Raw genomic sequence first — 13,766 nt, 5'->3', positions numbered from 1 at the left:
CTGGGCCGGCTGTTGGGTATCCTGTTGCTGGTCGTCGCGCTGGAATTCGCGCTGAACGCATTCGTCTTTGAACGGGCGAACGAGTTTTCGCTCCAGGAAGAAGACGCAGCCAGCATTTCAGACCGGCTTGTCGTCGCGTATCGCCTGCTGGATCAGGCCCCGGTCGAACTTCGCGCCGATGTCGCGCAAGAGTTGTCCACCCACCATTTTCGCATCCGCTGGTCACAGGATACCGCCCGCCGTGCGGCCAGTCTGGAACTTGATGCCCTGCGCGGCCAGATCGTCGAACAGCACGCCGAACTGGGCCGCGCGGGCCTGCGCCTCCATCTCGAACCGCTAAGCGGCGGCGGCGATATTGCAGGCAGCATGACCTTGTCGGACCAGTCCGTGATGAAATTCACGGCCGAGGTGCACGAAACGTTCAAGCTGAATGCCCAGCGGGTGATCATGCTGCTGCTGCCGACCGCCATCCTGATGCTGGTTGGCGGACTGTTGGTAGGGGCCGCCTTGCGCCCGCTGCGCAATCTGGTCGCCGCTTCGCGCAAGGTGGGCGAACTGGAAGAGCCCGAACCCGTTCCCGTTGCCGGATCGCAAGAGGCACGCGACCTGATCCATGCCTTCAACGAGATGCAGGAACGTATCCATGGGCTGCTTCGCAACCGGCAACTGACGGTCTCTGCGATTGCGCACGATCTGCGCACCCCGCTTGCCCGCTTGCAGATGCGGCTTGATCAGGATGCGCCCGACCGGGATGCCATGGCTGCCGACGTGGCCGAAATGGGCATGCTGCTACAATCGCTGCAGACCTTTAACGAAGGCCGCGACCACAGCGGCCCGGTAGAGCGGATCGATATTGCCGCAACTGCACAGACACTGGTGGATGATGCGATCGATCGCGGCTTCGACGCGGCCTATAACGGTCCCGAACACCTTGAAATGCTGGGCCGTGCACTGGCGCTGCGGCGGGTGATGTCCAATCTGGTCGAAAATGCGCTTCATTATGCGGGCAATGCCTGCATCCAGCTGCGTCTGGACGGCGAAGAGATTGTCATTTCGGTCCTCGATAACGGCCCGGGAATCGCGGATTCAGAAATAGTTGAGGTGATGAAGCCCTTTGTCCGGCTTGACCATGCACGCAGCCGGAACACGCCGGGCATGGGGCTTGGCCTTGCCATCGTAAACCGGATTGTCCGTTCGCAGCGCGGCCACTTCACCCTTGCCAATCGGGAACAGGGCGGACTTTGCGCAACGATCCGTCTGCCGGCGCGCGGGCCGGAATAACGCCGCGAGAATGCGCTTTGCCGCATTTCGCATCCGCAGCAACAAACTCTTACAAAGCCGAACATTTCGCGAAACACGGGATCGATAATCCTCTGACCCATCCGCTCTTGCGTGATGAAAATCCCTCCGGATGCAGTCAGAAGGACTTTCCCGATGAACGAACTGATCGGCCGTGTTTTCAACTTCGAAAAGACCGTCTTCCCCAATAGCAGCGAGCTTTACGGCACGCTCGCCCGCGACGGGCAGAGCCCTAAGGCGCTGATGATCTCGTGCGCCGATTCGCGCATCGTACCCGAAGAAATCATGCAGGCCCGCCCCGGCGACCTGTTCGTATGCCGTAACGCGGGCAATATCGTCCCGCCCTATGCCTCGATGCTGGGCGGCGTGTCGGCCACGGTCGAATATGCCGTTGCCGCGCTGGGCGTGCGCGACATCATCGTGTGCGGCCACACCGATTGCGGCGCGATGAAGGCGCTGGCCAATCCCGCCGGGCTTGAAGAAACCATGCCCAATGTCGCCGCGTGGCTGAAACACGGCAGCGCGGCGCAGACCGTGGTGAACAGCTGTCAGGGCCATCTGGAAGGCGACGCCCGCGTTCGCGCGATGATTTACGAGAATGTCGTGGCGCAGCTTTCCAACCTGCGCACCCACCCTTCGGTCGCACGCGCCATGGCTGCGGGCGAGATGAGCCTGCACGGCTGGGTCGTCGACATTCACGAAGGTCAGGTTCTGGGTCTAGAGGGCCAGACCGGCCAGTTCGTGCCGCTGCGCGACAATGAACCGCTGCCCGTCGCCGTGTCGGCGCAGGCACGCTATCCCATGGCGGAGGCCGCCGAATGAGCAGCGCCGCAGCCCCCGTTGTGGAAGCGGAAGAAAAGGGCGGCATGTTCGCCCATTTCGGCCGCGATTTCACAGCCTCCATCGTCGTGTTCCTGGTGGCCATGCCCTTGTGCATGGGCATCGCGATCGCATCGGGCGTTCCGGCCGAAAAGGGCCTGATCACCGGCATCATCGGCGGCATCGTGGTGGGCCTGTTCGCAGGCTCGCCCTTGCAGGTGTCCGGCCCCGCGGCCGGCCTTGCCGTCATCGTGTTCGATTTCGTAGCCAATAACGGCATCACGGCCCTTGGCCCGATGCTGGTGCTGGCGGGCGTGCTGCAATTCATCGCGGGACAGATGAAACTTGGTGCGTTCTTCCGCTCCATCAGCCCTGCCGTGGTGCATGGCATGCTGGCGGGGATCGGCGCGCTGATCGTGATCAGCCAGTTCCACATATTGTTCGACGCAACCCCGCTGTCGGATGGCATTTCGAACCTTGCCGCCATGCCCGCACGCCTGCTGGGCCTGTCGCCGTTCAATGTGGAACAGGCCGAAATGGCACTGGGCATCGGCCTTTTGACCATCGGCATCATGATCGCATGGGAAAAATTCAAGCCTGCCAGGATGGGCCTGCTTCCCGGCGCGCTGCTGGGCGTGGTGGGGGCGACCCTCGCTTCGATGGCGCTGGGTCTGGACATCACGCGCGTCAATGTGCCCGATTCGATCTTCGGTGCCGTAACCGCACCCGATGACAGCTTCCTCGGCTTGCTGACCAGCCCGACGATCATCATCGCCGCCATCGCCGTTGCCTTTATCGCCAGCGCGGAAACGCTGCTGTCAGCGGCTGCGGTCGACCGGATGCATGATGGCGTGCGCACCAATTACGACAAGGAATTGAGCGCGCAGGGCATCGGCAACTTCCTGTGCGGCCTTGCCGGCGCATTGCCGATGACGGGCGTGATCGTGCGTTCGTCGGCGAATGTGCAGGCCGGTGCAAAGACCCGGCTGTCGACCATCATCCATGGCATCTGGATCCTGGGCTTCGTCTCGCTGCTGCCGTTCGTGCTGAGCGAGATCCCGATGGCGGCACTGGGCGGCGTTCTGGTCGTGACCGGCTGGAAGCTCGTCAGCCTCAAGCATGTGCGCCACCTCTATTCCAGCTATGGCGCGCTTCCGGCGGTCATCTGGACGGCGACCTTCGTGCTGGTGGTAACTGTCGACCTGCTGACCGGCGTGCTGGTCGGCCTTGCGCTGACGCTGCTGGAACTGATCCCGCATCGCCGTTCGCTCAAACTCGGCTTCGACAAGAATGACGAGGGCGAGGAATGCGACGTTCATCTGTCGGGCAGTTGCACCTTTGTCAGCCTGACCGGCCTGACCCGCAAGCTCGAGGATATTCCCGGCACGCGTCCCGTGCGCGTGAACCTCGCCAATGTGCAGGGTTTCGACCACACCTCGGCCGAGCAGTTCAAGGAATGGGTCGGCCGTCGCCGCAAACTGGGTCATCCGATCGAACTGACCGGTCCAAGCCACCTCGTGGATCGTTTTTCCTGACATAACGATTCACTGCCGACTGGGCCGGGCGCTACCCTCAGCGCCCGGCCCTTTTTTTGTGCCGCAAGCAGGCGTGCACCGGGCGCGCATCAAAAAGGGCCGTAAAAACGGCCCGCATGCGGTTCGGAATAAAAGAGAATATCTGCGATGGTGGAGCCGAGGGGGATCGAACCCCTGACCTCTACAATGCCATTGTAGCGCTCTCCCAGCTGAGCTACGGCCCCGATCTTCATCGCGTCCCTTGGGACATGCGGCACACTGGGAAGGTGCCGCGCTCTCCGTCGTTTCGCGTGCTTTATTGCGGCGCGTCCGTTGCGGAGAGCGGCTCTCTAGGCAGGGATTTCGCCGGTTGCAAGAGCTAATTTCAACCGGCGAAAATTCTGCAACGAACGATCAGTTATCGTCGTCGTTATCGTCGTTGGAACTGGCGACGCCCAGATCGTCGTCGCCGCCCAGATCGACATCGTTATCCGGCGAATCGTCGTCATCGTCGACATCGATGTCCAGATCGTCGTCGCCCAGATCCTCGTCGTTCTCGGGCTTTTCGGTTTTCGCTTCCTCATAGGGAATCGGCTGCTTGGACTTCAGTACGGGTTCGGGCGTCCATTCGTTACCGCATTCGATGCAGGTAACCGGATCGTCCTTGCCGAGATCGTAAAAGCGGGTGCCGCATTTCGGGCAGCTGTGCTTGGCACCCCATTCGGGCTTGACCATGAAAACCTCTGTGACTTCGCGCCGGAATGGCGCATTCGCAATTGGTGGAATTCGGGCACCGCCGGCAAGAATCGGGCAGTGCCGCCCTTCCCGCCTTTGGCACGAAGCGCGCGCCTTGCCATAGGGCTTGCGCGCTGTCAAAAGCCAGCGCCAATCCAGCCCAATGATTTCCGTTGCACCGGCAGTTCGCCGGTCCGGTTCCTGCCCGCAAAGGTCGTCCAGCGTGAGCCATTCTGCATCCGCCCCCTCTCCGCGCCGTTTCACTGCCGGGGCCGCGCTGACGGGTCGCATCCGCGTACCGGGCGACAAATCGATCAGCCACCGGTCGCTGATGTTCGGCGCGCTGGCAGTGGGCCGCACGACCGCGCGCGGACTGCTTGAGGGGGAGGACGTGATGGCTACCGCCGCCGCGCTGCGCGCCATGGGCGCGACGATCGAACGGCAGGACGACGGCACATGGGTGATCGACGGTGTCGGCGTGGGTGCCTTGCTCCAGCCGGAAACCGCGCTCGACATGGGGAACTCGGGCACCTCCACCCGCTTGCTGATGGGACTGGTCGCCAGCCATCCGGTCACCGCCACGTTCACCGGCGATGCCAGCCTGTCGAAACGCCCGATGGGCCGCGTGATCGATCCGCTGTCGCAGATGGGCGCCGAATTTACGTCCTCGCCCGGCGGCCGCCTGCCGCTGACGATGCGCGGCGCTGCGCCCGCGGTTCCCATCGAATACCGCCTTCCCGTCGCTTCGGCACAGGTGAAAAGCGCGGTCTTGCTGGCGGGCCTCAATACGCCGGGCATTACCCGCGTGATCGAACCTGTGCCCACGCGCGACCACACCGAACGCATGCTGCAAGGGTTCGGCGCCGATCTGACGGTCGAGGAAACCTGCGGCGAGCGCATTATCGAGATTCGTGGTCAGGCCGAATTGCGCCCGCAAGACATTACCGTCCCCGGCGATCCGTCCAGCGCGGCCTTTTTCGCCGTCGCCGCGCTGCTGGTGCCAGGATCGGATCTGGTGATCGAGAATGTCGGCCTGAACCCGACGCGCGCGGCCTTGTTTACCGTGCTGCGCCAGATGGGTGGAGCGATCGAGGAAATGGACCGCCGCGACGTGGGCGGCGAGCCGGTGGCCGATCTGCGCGTGCGCCATTCGCGGCTGACCGGCATAGACGTCGACCCCGCCCTCGCCCCTGCCATGATCGACGAGTTTCCCGTGCTGTTCGTCGCCGCCGCGCTGGCCGAAGGCCGGACGGTGACGACCGGCCTCGACGAATTGCGCGTCAAGGAATCGGACCGGTTGGCCGCCATGGCCGCCGCGCTCACCTCTGCGGGCGCGCAGGTGGAAGAGCGCGAGGACGGGCTGGTCATCACCGGATCCGGCGGCACGGCGCTGCGCGGTACGGGGAACGCACCCGTCGTGACCCATCTCGACCACCGCATCGCCATGAGCATGGCGGTCGCGGGCCTTGCCAGCGAACATGGCGTGGATATCGACGACACCGCCCCCATCGCCACCAGCTTTCCCAATTTCATGGCGCTGCTGGAACAGGCGCAAACTGCCGCGCCGGCATGATGCTTGCTGCCATGATGCCTGCCGCAATGCCTTATATCGATTGGCCCACCATGGTCGGATTTGGCGGCATGGGGTGCATCATATGGGCCTATTGGTACATCACCGCGCGGGATGCGCCGAACCCGTTCGTCCAGCACGGGGTAAACCTGATGGGGGCGGCGCTTTTGACGGTGTCGCTGATGTATCACCTCAATCTCGCCTCGCTCGTGCTGGAAGGGTTTTGGGCCTCCATCGCGATCTGGGGCCTGTGGAAGGCTTTCAGAAAGCGGAAAGCGTTCAGTAAAAGGAAAAACGCATGATCATCGCCGTCGACGGGCCAACCGCCAGCGGAAAAGGCACCATCGCCAGGGGGCTGGGAAAGCATTACGGCCTGCCGGTGCTGGATACGGGCCTGCTCTATCGGGCGGTGGGCCTGCAGGCGCGCAAGATGGGCCTCGACCCCGACGATCCGGTGGAGGCTGCGCGGGCGACAGGCTTTCCCGATGCCCTGCTGGCAGAGCCCGAGTTGCGCTCGGTCGCATGCGGCGCGCTGGCATCGCGCGTTTCGGTACACAAGCGTGTTCGCGCGGCCCTGCTCGAACGCCAGCGCCAGTTCGCCGCGCAACCGGGCGGCGCGATCCTCGACGGGCGGGACATCGGCACGGTGATCGTGCCCGACGCCGATGTGAAACTGTTCGTAACCGCCAGCCTCGATGCACGCGCAGCGCGCCGCCATGCGGAAAGCACAAGCCGCGGAGAGAGCCTCACGCTGGAGCATGTGATCGACGACCTCGCCCGCCGTGACGAGCGGGATCGCAACCGCGCAGAGGCTCCGCTGGTGCAGGCCGCCGATGCAGAGCTGATCGACAATACCGATATGAGCGCGGCACAGGCGCTGGAGGCCGCCATCGCGATCGTCGATGCCCGCATGGCCCGCCACGCCGCCAAAGGCGCTTGACGCATTGCGCGCGCTGCCCGCGCAGCCTGGCAAGGCGCGCTTTCGCTTGCGTTCACACCCATTAGCGCCTAAGCGCGCGCGGTCCTGACGGCCAAAGGCTCCGGCTCGCGGTCGTTACGGATATTCGCAGGTGCAATCGGCCCTGCGGATGGTTCGGCCCTTTTTGGCCCGCCGATGCAATGGTGCGGATGGCGGAGGAAAGACCGGCGGAAAAACCGCCCGGCCGGAAAAATCGATTGAACGGGAATACCATCCTAATGGCAACTTCGCCTAACCCTACCCGCGATGATTTCGCGAAAATGCTTGACGATATGCTGGGCACCGAAGCCGATGGCGGCTTTGAAGGCCGCGTCGTCAAGGGCACCGTCACCGCCATCGAAAACGACAAGGCCGTCATCGACGTCGGTCTGAAGAGCGAAGGCCGCGTGCGCCTTTCGGAATTCGCCCGCAATGCGGACGAGCACGGCCTGAAGGTCGGTGACGAAGTGGAAGTTTTTGTCGACCGCGTCGAAAACGCCGACGGCGAAGCGATGCTGTCGCGTGACCGCGCCCGCCGCGAAGCCGCATGGGACCGCCTTGAGAGCGAGTTCGGTGAAGGCAAGCGCGTCGAAGGCAACATTTTCGGCCGCGTCAAGGGCGGCTTCACCGTCGACCTCGATGGCGCCGTGGCCTTCCTGCCCGGTTCGCAGGTCGATATCCGCCCCGTGCGCGACATCACCCCGCTAATGGGCATTCCGCAGCCGTTCCAGGTCCTCAAGATGGATCGCCGCCGCGGCAATATCGTCGTGTCGCGTCGCGCCGTTCTGGAAGAAACCCGCGCCGAACAGCGCCAGGAACTGATCGGCGAGCTGAGCGAAGGCCAGGTCATCGACGGCGTGGTCAAGAACATCACCGATTACGGCGCCTTCGTGGATCTGGGCGGCATCGACGGCCTGCTGCATGTCACCGACATGAGCTACAAGCGCGTCAACCACCCCAGCGAAGTGGTGGAAATCGGCCAGACCGTCACCGTGCAGATCGTCCGCATCAACCAGGACACGCAGCGCATCAGCCTTGGCATGAAGCAGCTGGAAAGCGATCCGTGGGACGGCGTCGCCGCCAAGTATCCGGTTGGCGCGAAGCTTTCGGGCGTTGTCACCAACATCACCGAATACGGCGCCTTCGTCGAACTGGAACCGGGCATCGAAGGTCTGGTCCACGTTTCGGAAATGAGCTGGACCAAGAAGAACGTCCACCCCGGCAAGATCGTTTCGACCTCGCAGGAAGTCGAAGTCATGGTGCTGGAAGTCGATGCCGACAAGCGTCGCATCTCGCTTGGCCTCAAGCAGGCCCAGTCGAACCCGTGGGACGATTTCGCAGAGAAGTTCCCCGTCGGCTCGACCGTCACCGGCGAAGTCAAGAACGCGACCGAATTCGGCCTGTTCATCGGCCTTCCGGGCGACGTCGACGGCATGGTCCACATGTCGGATATCGCATGGGGTATTTCGGGCGAAGACGCGCTGGCCCTGCACCGCAAGGGCGAGGAAGTCGAAGCTGTCGTTCTCGATGTCGACATCGAGAAGGAACGCATCAGCCTTGGCATGAAGCAGCTTGAAAAGGGCGCGCCGGCCGTTGGCGGCGCTGCCGCTTTGGGCGCTGGCCTGCGTCGTAACGAAGTCGTCACCGTCACCGTTCTGGAAGTCCGCGATGGCGGCCTTGAAGTGCAGGTCGGCGAAGACGGCGCGACCGGCTTCATCAAGCGTTCGGACCTCGGCCGCGACCGCGACGAACAGCGTCCCGACCGCTTCCAGACCGGTCAGAAGATCGACGCCATGGTCACCGGTTTCGACCGCACCAAAAAGCCGAACTTCTCGATCAAGGCGCGCCAGATCGCCGAAGAAAAGCAGGCTGTCGAGCAGTACGGTTCGTCCGATTCGGGCGCATCGCTGGGCGACATCCTCGGCGAAGCGCTGAAGGGGAAGAACTAAGCCGTAGAGGCGGAAGGCGCAGCCCCGCTGCGCCTCCCTGCCTCAAGGCCGGCCGGCGGTGGTCCCGCCACCGTTCGACGTCGCGGGATTTACTCCCGCGACGGCCGCTTCACCTGAACTCAAAACCCGAAAGGCCCGCCCGGTTCATCCGCGGCGGGCCTTTTGCTTTGCGCGCTTCCCGCCTACATCAACGGGCGAAGGAGCGTGCCATGATCGAAGTCCACCAGTTCCCCTGCCTCTCCGACAATTACGGCTTTCTGCTGCATGACACGGACAGCGGCGAAACCGTGTGCATCGATACGCCCGACGCAGCCGTCTATCTGGCCGAGGCGGAGACGATGGGCTGGACCATTACCCAGGTATGGAACACGCACTGGCACCCGGACCACGCAGGCGGGAACGAGGATATCAAGACGGTCACGGGCTGCATGATCACTGCCCCCGCAACCGATGCCCCCAAGATCGCGGCCACCGACCGCATCGTGGAAGGCGGCGACACGGTCTCCATCGGAGCACACAAGGCCGAAGTGATCGACGTGGGCGGCCATACGAAAGGCCATATCGCCTATTACCTGCCAGACGCGGGGATTGCTTTTGTCGGCGACAGCGTGTTCGCCTTGGGCTGCGGGCGCATGTTCGAAGGGACGCCCGACCAGTTTTGGGCGAGCCTGAAGCGGATAAAGGCCCTGCCGCCCGGGACGCGTTTGTTCTGCGCCCATGAATATACCGCGGCCAACGCGAAATTCGCGTTGCATGCCGACCCCGACAATGCCGCGCTGGCCGATTATGCCGAGGAGGTCGCCGCCCGCCGCGCGCAGGACCTGCCGACCGTGCCGACACGGCTGTCGCGCGAACTTGCGACCAATCCCTTCCTGCGCGCCGACGATCCCGCGATGCAGGCGCGATGGGGCGGCGGTGATGCCGTCGCGACCTTTGCGGCCCTGCGCGCCGCCAAGGACAGCTTTTAAGGAGACTGGCGGCCATGGACGCAGATGACGCCCTCTTCCGCCTCGCCCCCGACCATCACCGCGCCCGCGCCGATGCCGAACAGCTTTACCGCAGCGTATCGCAGCGCCTGATCCGCTTGCTCCCCACGGGGAGCGAGATCATGCATGTCGGCGCGACCGCGATTGCCGATTGCCTGACGAAGGGCGACCTTGACATCATGGTCCGCGTCGATGCCGGTGAATTCGACGAGGCCGAATTGGCCCTTGCCAGCCTGTTCGCCCGCAGCCGCTCCGATCCTGCCGACGGTTTCGCCGGTTTCGAGGATGCAAGTGCCTCCCCTCACCTCGGCATCCAGCTCGTCGCGCGCGGCGGCGCGTTCGACATGTTCGAGAAGTTCCGCGACCGCCTGAATGCCAGCCCCGCCCTGCTGCGCGAATATAACGCGCTGAAACGCGACCATGACGGCGCCGCAATGGAGGCCTATCGTAGCGCGAAGGACCGGTTTATCGCGCGCACATTGCGCTATTGACCGGACCGGTTCAGGCGGGTTTTGCCGACAATACACGGCCAGCAAGCATCGCGGCCATCCACGCCGCCAGCGCCGCGATCCAAAGCGCGTGCGTTCCCATGCCAGCGAAAAGCGCGGCACCGACAGCGGCCCCCGATGTCAGCGCAAGCCACTGCCACAGAAACGGCGGCCAACGGTTATGATGCGATCCCAGCAAGCCATCGGCAAAATGGCTGCCCAGCTTGACCAGCGTGCCCGTCATATAGGTCAGACCGATGCGGATATCGCCGCTTTCCTCGAACACAAGATTGAGCGCTCCCATCGCCATCGCCAGCAAAACGAACGGGGCCAGCCCGTCCAGCCACATGCCCATCATCGCGGCAAGGCTGATGCCAGTGGCGACGCAGGCCAATATGGACTGCGGCCTCGCGAACAGGGCAATGCGCCGCTTCGCAAGAGTGCACAGCACCACGCCCAGCACAAAGCTGCCGATCAACAATGCCGCCGGCCATGCCGCGGCCAACCGTTCGGCAAGGCCCACGCCCAAACGTGTCGAATTCCCGCTCATGAAAGAGACGAAATAGCCGCCCGAACCCAGAAATCCGATCCCGTCGATCATGCCAGCCAGCGCGGCCAGCAAGCCCGCCAGAACACGAGAGCGACGATCGTGGCGATACATTCCAGCAGATTACGGAAGCCGGCCCCGACATTCAATCGCGCGGCATGTCCTGTCCGCAATCGCCAAACAAAAACCCCCGCACATGGCGGGGGCGTTCGTTTGATTGCGAGGCGAACCCGATCAGATCGAGCCGATCGCCTGATCCACCAGCGCCTTGTCGGCATCCGCGCCATAATTCCTGGCGATCAGATCGGCCGAAGCGGCAGCCGATGCCTGTGCGGCGCGGACGCGCAATTCGTCCATCACCCCGCGTTCGGCAGCGGCGATCTTTTCCTCGGCCATTTTCTCGCGGCGGGCGACCATGGCGGTCGCATCGCTCTCTGCCTTGGCGACGATGGCGTCAGCCTCGGTGCGGGCGTGGTCTAGCATCGCGGCCGCGTCTTTTTCGGCATTCGCGATCTTGTCGGCATATTCCTTGCGGAGCGCCTCGGCCTCGGAACGAAGCTTCTTCGCTTCCTCAAGCTGGTTCTTGATCTCGGCAATACGGTTGTCGAGGCCGCCCGCGATCTTCTTGTGCGCCTTGGCATAGAAGAACGCGATGGCCAGCAGCACGATCATGGCCGAGCTGACGACCGCAGCCGGCGGGGCAATGCCCAGCAGTGCGGGTTCGACGTGATGTTCCTCGGTCATGCCTTCTGCGGTGGCGGCATGATCCAGATGCTCTTCGACGGCCTGCGATGCCGCGGGCAGTTCGTGCGTTTCGGCAGCCATCAAGCGAGCTCCTTCCTGACCGCGCCTAGCGCGGCGGCATTATCGACCGACAGGCCCGACACGCGAGCGACGATCGACTGGGTCGCTTCGGCAGCGATCCCCTCGATCTCGGCAGCGGCCTTTTCGCGGGCTTCGGCAATTCGGGCCTCGGCGGCGTCCAGCTTTGCATCGATACCCGTCTGGGCAGCACCCAGCCTGGCTTCGGTTTCGGCCGCGGCCTCGGCCTTGGCTTCGGCAATCAGTTCCTGGGCCTTGGCGCGGTTTTCATTCTCGCGCTGGCGCCATGCCTCTTCCTGCTCGTCAGCGGCCTTGCGGGCAGCTTCGGCAGCGGAAAGATCGTCGGCGATCTGCTTGTCGCGCATCGCCACGGTGTCCATCACCTTGGGCACCATGCCGCGCCCGATGACGAAATAGGTCAGGCCGAAAAAGATCAGCAACCAGAAGACCTGGCTCGCATAGGTTGCGGCTAGCTGGGAAATTTGTGGCATGGCCAGACCCTAAAGATAGATCAAATTCATGACGCCCGGCCATATCACAATGGCCGGGCGAAATTCAGTATCGTTCGATCAGGCGACGAAGATCAGGATCATCGCGACGACGAACGAGAGCAGGCCCAGAAGCTCGGCACCGGCGAAACCGATGAAGAGGCGGCCCTGCTGGCCGTCGGCAGCACCCGGATTGCGCAGCGCGCCTTCGAGGAACTTGGCGAAAACGTTACCCACGCCGATCGAGGCGAGGCCCGCACCCAGAGCGGCGAGACCGGCACCGAGCAGCTTTGCGGCTTCTGCGTCCATTTCAAAAACTCCTTTGGAAAACTTGATTAGATGATGGAAGGATCAGTGAAGATTTTCGGCGTCGTTCAGATAGACGCTGGTCAGCAGGGCGAACACATAGGCCTGGATCCCGGCAACCAGGATTTCCAGTGCGCAAATGCCCACCATGAGAAGGAAGCTCGGGATACCGGCCAGCGCGAAGATGCCCGCGCTGTGGTTGCCCGCGCCGATCACGAAGCTGGAAAGCACTTCCAGCAGCACGTGCCCTGCCATCATGGCCACGAACAGACGCAGGCCAAGGCTGAAGGGACGCACCATGAAGCTGATAAGTTCGACCACGAAGATCACGGGAATCATGGGAACCGGCGTGCCATGCGGCACGAACAGCGAGAAGAAGTGCAGACCGTGCTTCGCGAAACCGACAATCAGCACGATCGAGAAAGAGATGATCGCCAGCACGCCCGTAACGGTGAAATGGCTGGTGAAGGTAAAGGGATGCAGCCCGATCACGCCCAGCGGCAGCAGGCCGAGGATATTGGCGAACAGGATGAACATGAACAGCGAGAAGATATAGGGCACATATTTGCGCCCTGCCTTGCCCACATTGGCTTCCAGCATGTCGTCGATAAAGCCGGTGAAGCTTTCCACCGCCATCTGCCAGCGGCCCGGCACCAGCTGGCGCTTCATCCCGCCCGCGACGAACACCCAGAGCACGACGACCGAAATGGCCATCCAAAGCGCGCTGTTGGTGAAAGCAATGTTATAGCCGCCGATGGCCCACGCATCCGAACCGAACATCGGTTCGATGGTGAACTGGTGCATCGGATCGACCTTGGCTTCGCTTGCCACTTGCTGAAAATCCCTATTGCCCCAAGGGAACCGTGCGGTCCCCCGGTCCGTAACAGACCTTAAGCCCTTTGCAGAAAGACGCCCTTTCGTGAACCCCCGCAAGGAGGATCAGTCCCTCCATCGGAAGATTCAATCAGGGCGCCGGTTTGCGAGCCGGATGATGTTCCTGAAGGCGACGACAATCCCGAGTGCGAGCATCACCAACAGACCCCAGGGCGACGTATCCGCGAATCGGTCTATGACAAGTCCGATCAGCGCACCGCCGACAAGGCCGCCCAGCAAATCCGCCAGCACGCGGGAACCCATACGATAATTCTCGTCGGTTCCCTGCACTTGCGGCCTGATCCGCGCTTCCTCGCGCTGACGCGCGGCTTTCAGCCGTTCGTCGAGTGCGTCGATGCGCTTATCTTCGCCAAGTGGCTCCCGTCCGGACTGCTCGTCACTCATGTCAGGC

Annotated in this window: 16 protein-coding genes and 1 tRNA gene; 9 read left to right on the top strand and 8 right to left on the bottom strand. The window is 63.2% G+C overall.

The window, feature by feature from the left end; translation table 11 throughout:
• Positions 1 to 12 precede the first annotated feature (12 nt).
• The 3 genes from LOZ74_RS07395 (at position 13) to LOZ74_RS07385 (ending at position 3,653) form a co-directional block, all read left to right on the top strand.
• Complete coding sequence (locus LOZ74_RS07395; RefSeq protein WP_230293504.1) at positions 13 to 1,281, top strand: ATP-binding protein; 1,269 nt, start codon at positions 13 to 15, stop codon at positions 1,279 to 1,281.
• Positions 1,282 to 1,434: 153 nt separating this feature from the next.
• Entirely contained in the window at positions 1,435 to 2,121 is a 687-nt protein-coding gene (locus LOZ74_RS07390; protein WP_230293503.1) for a carbonic anhydrase, read from the top strand.
• The gene (locus LOZ74_RS07385) at positions 2,118 to 3,653 is read left to right on the top strand and encodes a SulP family inorganic anion transporter (RefSeq protein ID WP_370638886.1); all 1,536 of its coding nucleotides are present in this window, start codon (positions 2,118 to 2,120) and stop codon (positions 3,651 to 3,653) included. Before LOZ74_RS07390 ends, LOZ74_RS07385 begins: the two co-directional genes overlap by 4 nt.
• A 148-nt stretch (positions 3,654 to 3,801) precedes the next feature.
• Here LOZ74_RS07385 and LOZ74_RS07380 read toward each other — a convergent pair.
• Together LOZ74_RS07380 and LOZ74_RS07375 are read right to left on the bottom strand one after the other, a co-directional pair.
• Positions 3,802 to 3,877, bottom strand: a tRNA-Ala gene (locus tag LOZ74_RS07380).
• A 169-nt stretch (positions 3,878 to 4,046) separates the two neighbouring features.
• Positions 4,047 to 4,367, bottom strand: coding sequence for an FYDLN acid domain-containing protein (locus LOZ74_RS07375; RefSeq protein WP_230281263.1), 321 nt, complete (start codon positions 4,365 to 4,367; stop codon positions 4,047 to 4,049).
• 223 nt (positions 4,368 to 4,590) lie between these two features.
• Between LOZ74_RS07375 and aroA the strand changes: the two genes are divergently transcribed.
• From aroA to LOZ74_RS07345, 6 genes are all read left to right on the top strand, one after another.
• Entirely contained in the window at positions 4,591 to 5,940 is a 1,350-nt protein-coding gene (gene aroA / locus LOZ74_RS07370) for a 3-phosphoshikimate 1-carboxyvinyltransferase (protein ID WP_230293502.1), read from the top strand.
• Complete coding sequence (locus LOZ74_RS07365; RefSeq protein WP_230293501.1) at positions 5,937 to 6,239, top strand: permease; 303 nt, start codon at positions 5,937 to 5,939, stop codon at positions 6,237 to 6,239. The genes aroA and LOZ74_RS07365 overlap by 4 nt, the downstream gene beginning before the upstream one ends.
• A complete protein-coding gene (locus LOZ74_RS07360) occupies positions 6,236 to 6,877 on the top strand; it encodes a d(CMP) kinase (protein ID WP_230293500.1) in 642 nt (213 codons plus the stop codon). The genes LOZ74_RS07365 and LOZ74_RS07360 overlap by 4 nt, the downstream gene beginning before the upstream one ends.
• Before the next feature lie 257 nt (positions 6,878 to 7,134).
• Positions 7,135 to 8,844: a 30S ribosomal protein S1 gene (rpsA, locus tag LOZ74_RS07355; RefSeq protein ID WP_230293499.1), complete on the top strand. Its 1,710-nt coding sequence runs from the start codon at positions 7,135 to 7,137 to the stop codon at positions 8,842 to 8,844.
• A 209-nt stretch (positions 8,845 to 9,053) separates the two neighbouring features.
• The gene (gloB, locus tag LOZ74_RS07350; protein WP_230293498.1) at positions 9,054 to 9,812 is read left to right on the top strand and encodes a hydroxyacylglutathione hydrolase; all 759 of its coding nucleotides are present in this window, start codon (positions 9,054 to 9,056) and stop codon (positions 9,810 to 9,812) included.
• A 14-nt stretch (positions 9,813 to 9,826) separates the two neighbouring features.
• Positions 9,827 to 10,321 (top strand): GrpB family protein, encoded by a 495-nt coding sequence (locus tag LOZ74_RS07345; protein WP_230293497.1) that lies wholly within the window; start codon positions 9,827 to 9,829, stop codon positions 10,319 to 10,321.
• A gap of 10 nt (positions 10,322 to 10,331) precedes the next feature.
• Here LOZ74_RS07345 and LOZ74_RS07340 read toward each other — a convergent pair whose 3' ends face one another.
• The 6 genes from LOZ74_RS07340 to LOZ74_RS07315 form a co-directional block, all read right to left on the bottom strand.
• Positions 10,332 to 10,979, bottom strand: a complete 648-nt coding sequence (locus LOZ74_RS07340; protein ID WP_230293496.1) for a YoaK family protein — start codon at positions 10,977 to 10,979, stop codon at positions 10,332 to 10,334.
• Between the two features lie 120 nt (positions 10,980 to 11,099).
• Entirely contained in the window at positions 11,100 to 11,690 is a 591-nt protein-coding gene (locus LOZ74_RS07335) for a hypothetical protein (RefSeq protein ID WP_230293495.1), read from the bottom strand.
• Positions 11,690 to 12,178, bottom strand: coding sequence for an ATPase (locus LOZ74_RS07330; protein ID WP_230293494.1), 489 nt, complete (start codon positions 12,176 to 12,178; stop codon positions 11,690 to 11,692). Before LOZ74_RS07330 ends, LOZ74_RS07335 begins: the two co-directional genes overlap by 1 nt.
• A gap of 78 nt (positions 12,179 to 12,256) precedes the next feature.
• Positions 12,257 to 12,484 carry a F0F1 ATP synthase subunit C gene (locus tag LOZ74_RS07325; RefSeq protein ID WP_066770184.1) on the bottom strand — a complete coding sequence of 76 codons (228 nt, stop codon included), beginning with the start codon at positions 12,482 to 12,484 and terminating at the stop codon, positions 12,257 to 12,259.
• A gap of 42 nt (positions 12,485 to 12,526) precedes the next feature.
• Positions 12,527 to 13,285 carry a F0F1 ATP synthase subunit A gene (locus LOZ74_RS07320; RefSeq protein WP_370638906.1) on the bottom strand — a complete coding sequence of 253 codons (759 nt, stop codon included), beginning with the start codon at positions 13,283 to 13,285 and terminating at the stop codon, positions 12,527 to 12,529.
• Between the two features lie 156 nt (positions 13,286 to 13,441).
• Positions 13,442 to 13,759 carry an AtpZ/AtpI family protein gene (locus LOZ74_RS07315; RefSeq protein ID WP_230281274.1) on the bottom strand — a complete coding sequence of 106 codons (318 nt, stop codon included), beginning with the start codon at positions 13,757 to 13,759 and terminating at the stop codon, positions 13,442 to 13,444.
• Positions 13,760 to 13,766 lie beyond the last annotated feature (7 nt).

Source organism: Croceicoccus sp. Ery5 (assembly GCF_020985325.1).
Lineage (GTDB): Bacteria > Pseudomonadota > Alphaproteobacteria > Sphingomonadales > Sphingomonadaceae > Croceicoccus.
The sequence above is the reverse complement of the archived record's forward strand: the minus strand, read 5'-3'. Positions and strand labels throughout refer to the sequence as shown.

What these genes read in the sequence shown, in the direction of transcription:
- LOZ74_RS07365 (WP_230293501.1), top strand. Translation starts at nt 5,937, where the DNA reads ATGATGCTTGCTGCCATGATGCCTGCCGCAATGCCTTATATCGATTGG.
- LOZ74_RS07385 (WP_370638886.1), top strand. Translation starts at nt 2,118, where the DNA reads ATGAGCAGCGCCGCAGCCCCCGTTGTGGAAGCGGAAGAAAAGGGCGGC.
- LOZ74_RS07315 (WP_230281274.1), bottom strand. Translation starts at nt 13,759, where the DNA reads ATGAGTGACGAGCAGTCCGGACGGGAGCCACTTGGCGAAGATAAGCGC.
- LOZ74_RS07335 (WP_230293495.1), bottom strand. Translation starts at nt 11,690, where the DNA reads ATGGCTGCCGAAACGCACGAACTGCCCGCGGCATCGCAGGCCGTCGAA.
- LOZ74_RS07325 (WP_066770184.1), bottom strand. Translation starts at nt 12,484, where the DNA reads ATGGACGCAGAAGCCGCAAAGCTGCTCGGTGCCGGTCTCGCCGCTCTG.
- LOZ74_RS07330 (WP_230293494.1), bottom strand. Translation starts at nt 12,178, where the DNA reads ATGCCACAAATTTCCCAGCTAGCCGCAACCTATGCGAGCCAGGTCTTC.
- LOZ74_RS07375 (WP_230281263.1), bottom strand. Translation starts at nt 4,367, where the DNA reads ATGGTCAAGCCCGAATGGGGTGCCAAGCACAGCTGCCCGAAATGCGGC.
- gloB (WP_230293498.1), top strand. Translation starts at nt 9,054, where the DNA reads ATGATCGAAGTCCACCAGTTCCCCTGCCTCTCCGACAATTACGGCTTT.
- LOZ74_RS07340 (WP_230293496.1), bottom strand. Translation starts at nt 10,979, where the DNA reads ATGTATCGCCACGATCGTCGCTCTCGTGTTCTGGCGGGCTTGCTGGCC.
- rpsA (WP_230293499.1), top strand. Translation starts at nt 7,135, where the DNA reads ATGGCAACTTCGCCTAACCCTACCCGCGATGATTTCGCGAAAATGCTT.
- LOZ74_RS07320 (WP_370638906.1), bottom strand. Translation starts at nt 13,285, where the DNA reads ATGCACCAGTTCACCATCGAACCGATGTTCGGTTCGGATGCGTGGGCC.
- LOZ74_RS07390 (WP_230293503.1), top strand. Translation starts at nt 1,435, where the DNA reads ATGAACGAACTGATCGGCCGTGTTTTCAACTTCGAAAAGACCGTCTTC.
- LOZ74_RS07360 (WP_230293500.1), top strand. Translation starts at nt 6,236, where the DNA reads ATGATCATCGCCGTCGACGGGCCAACCGCCAGCGGAAAAGGCACCATC.
- LOZ74_RS07345 (WP_230293497.1), top strand. Translation starts at nt 9,827, where the DNA reads ATGGACGCAGATGACGCCCTCTTCCGCCTCGCCCCCGACCATCACCGC.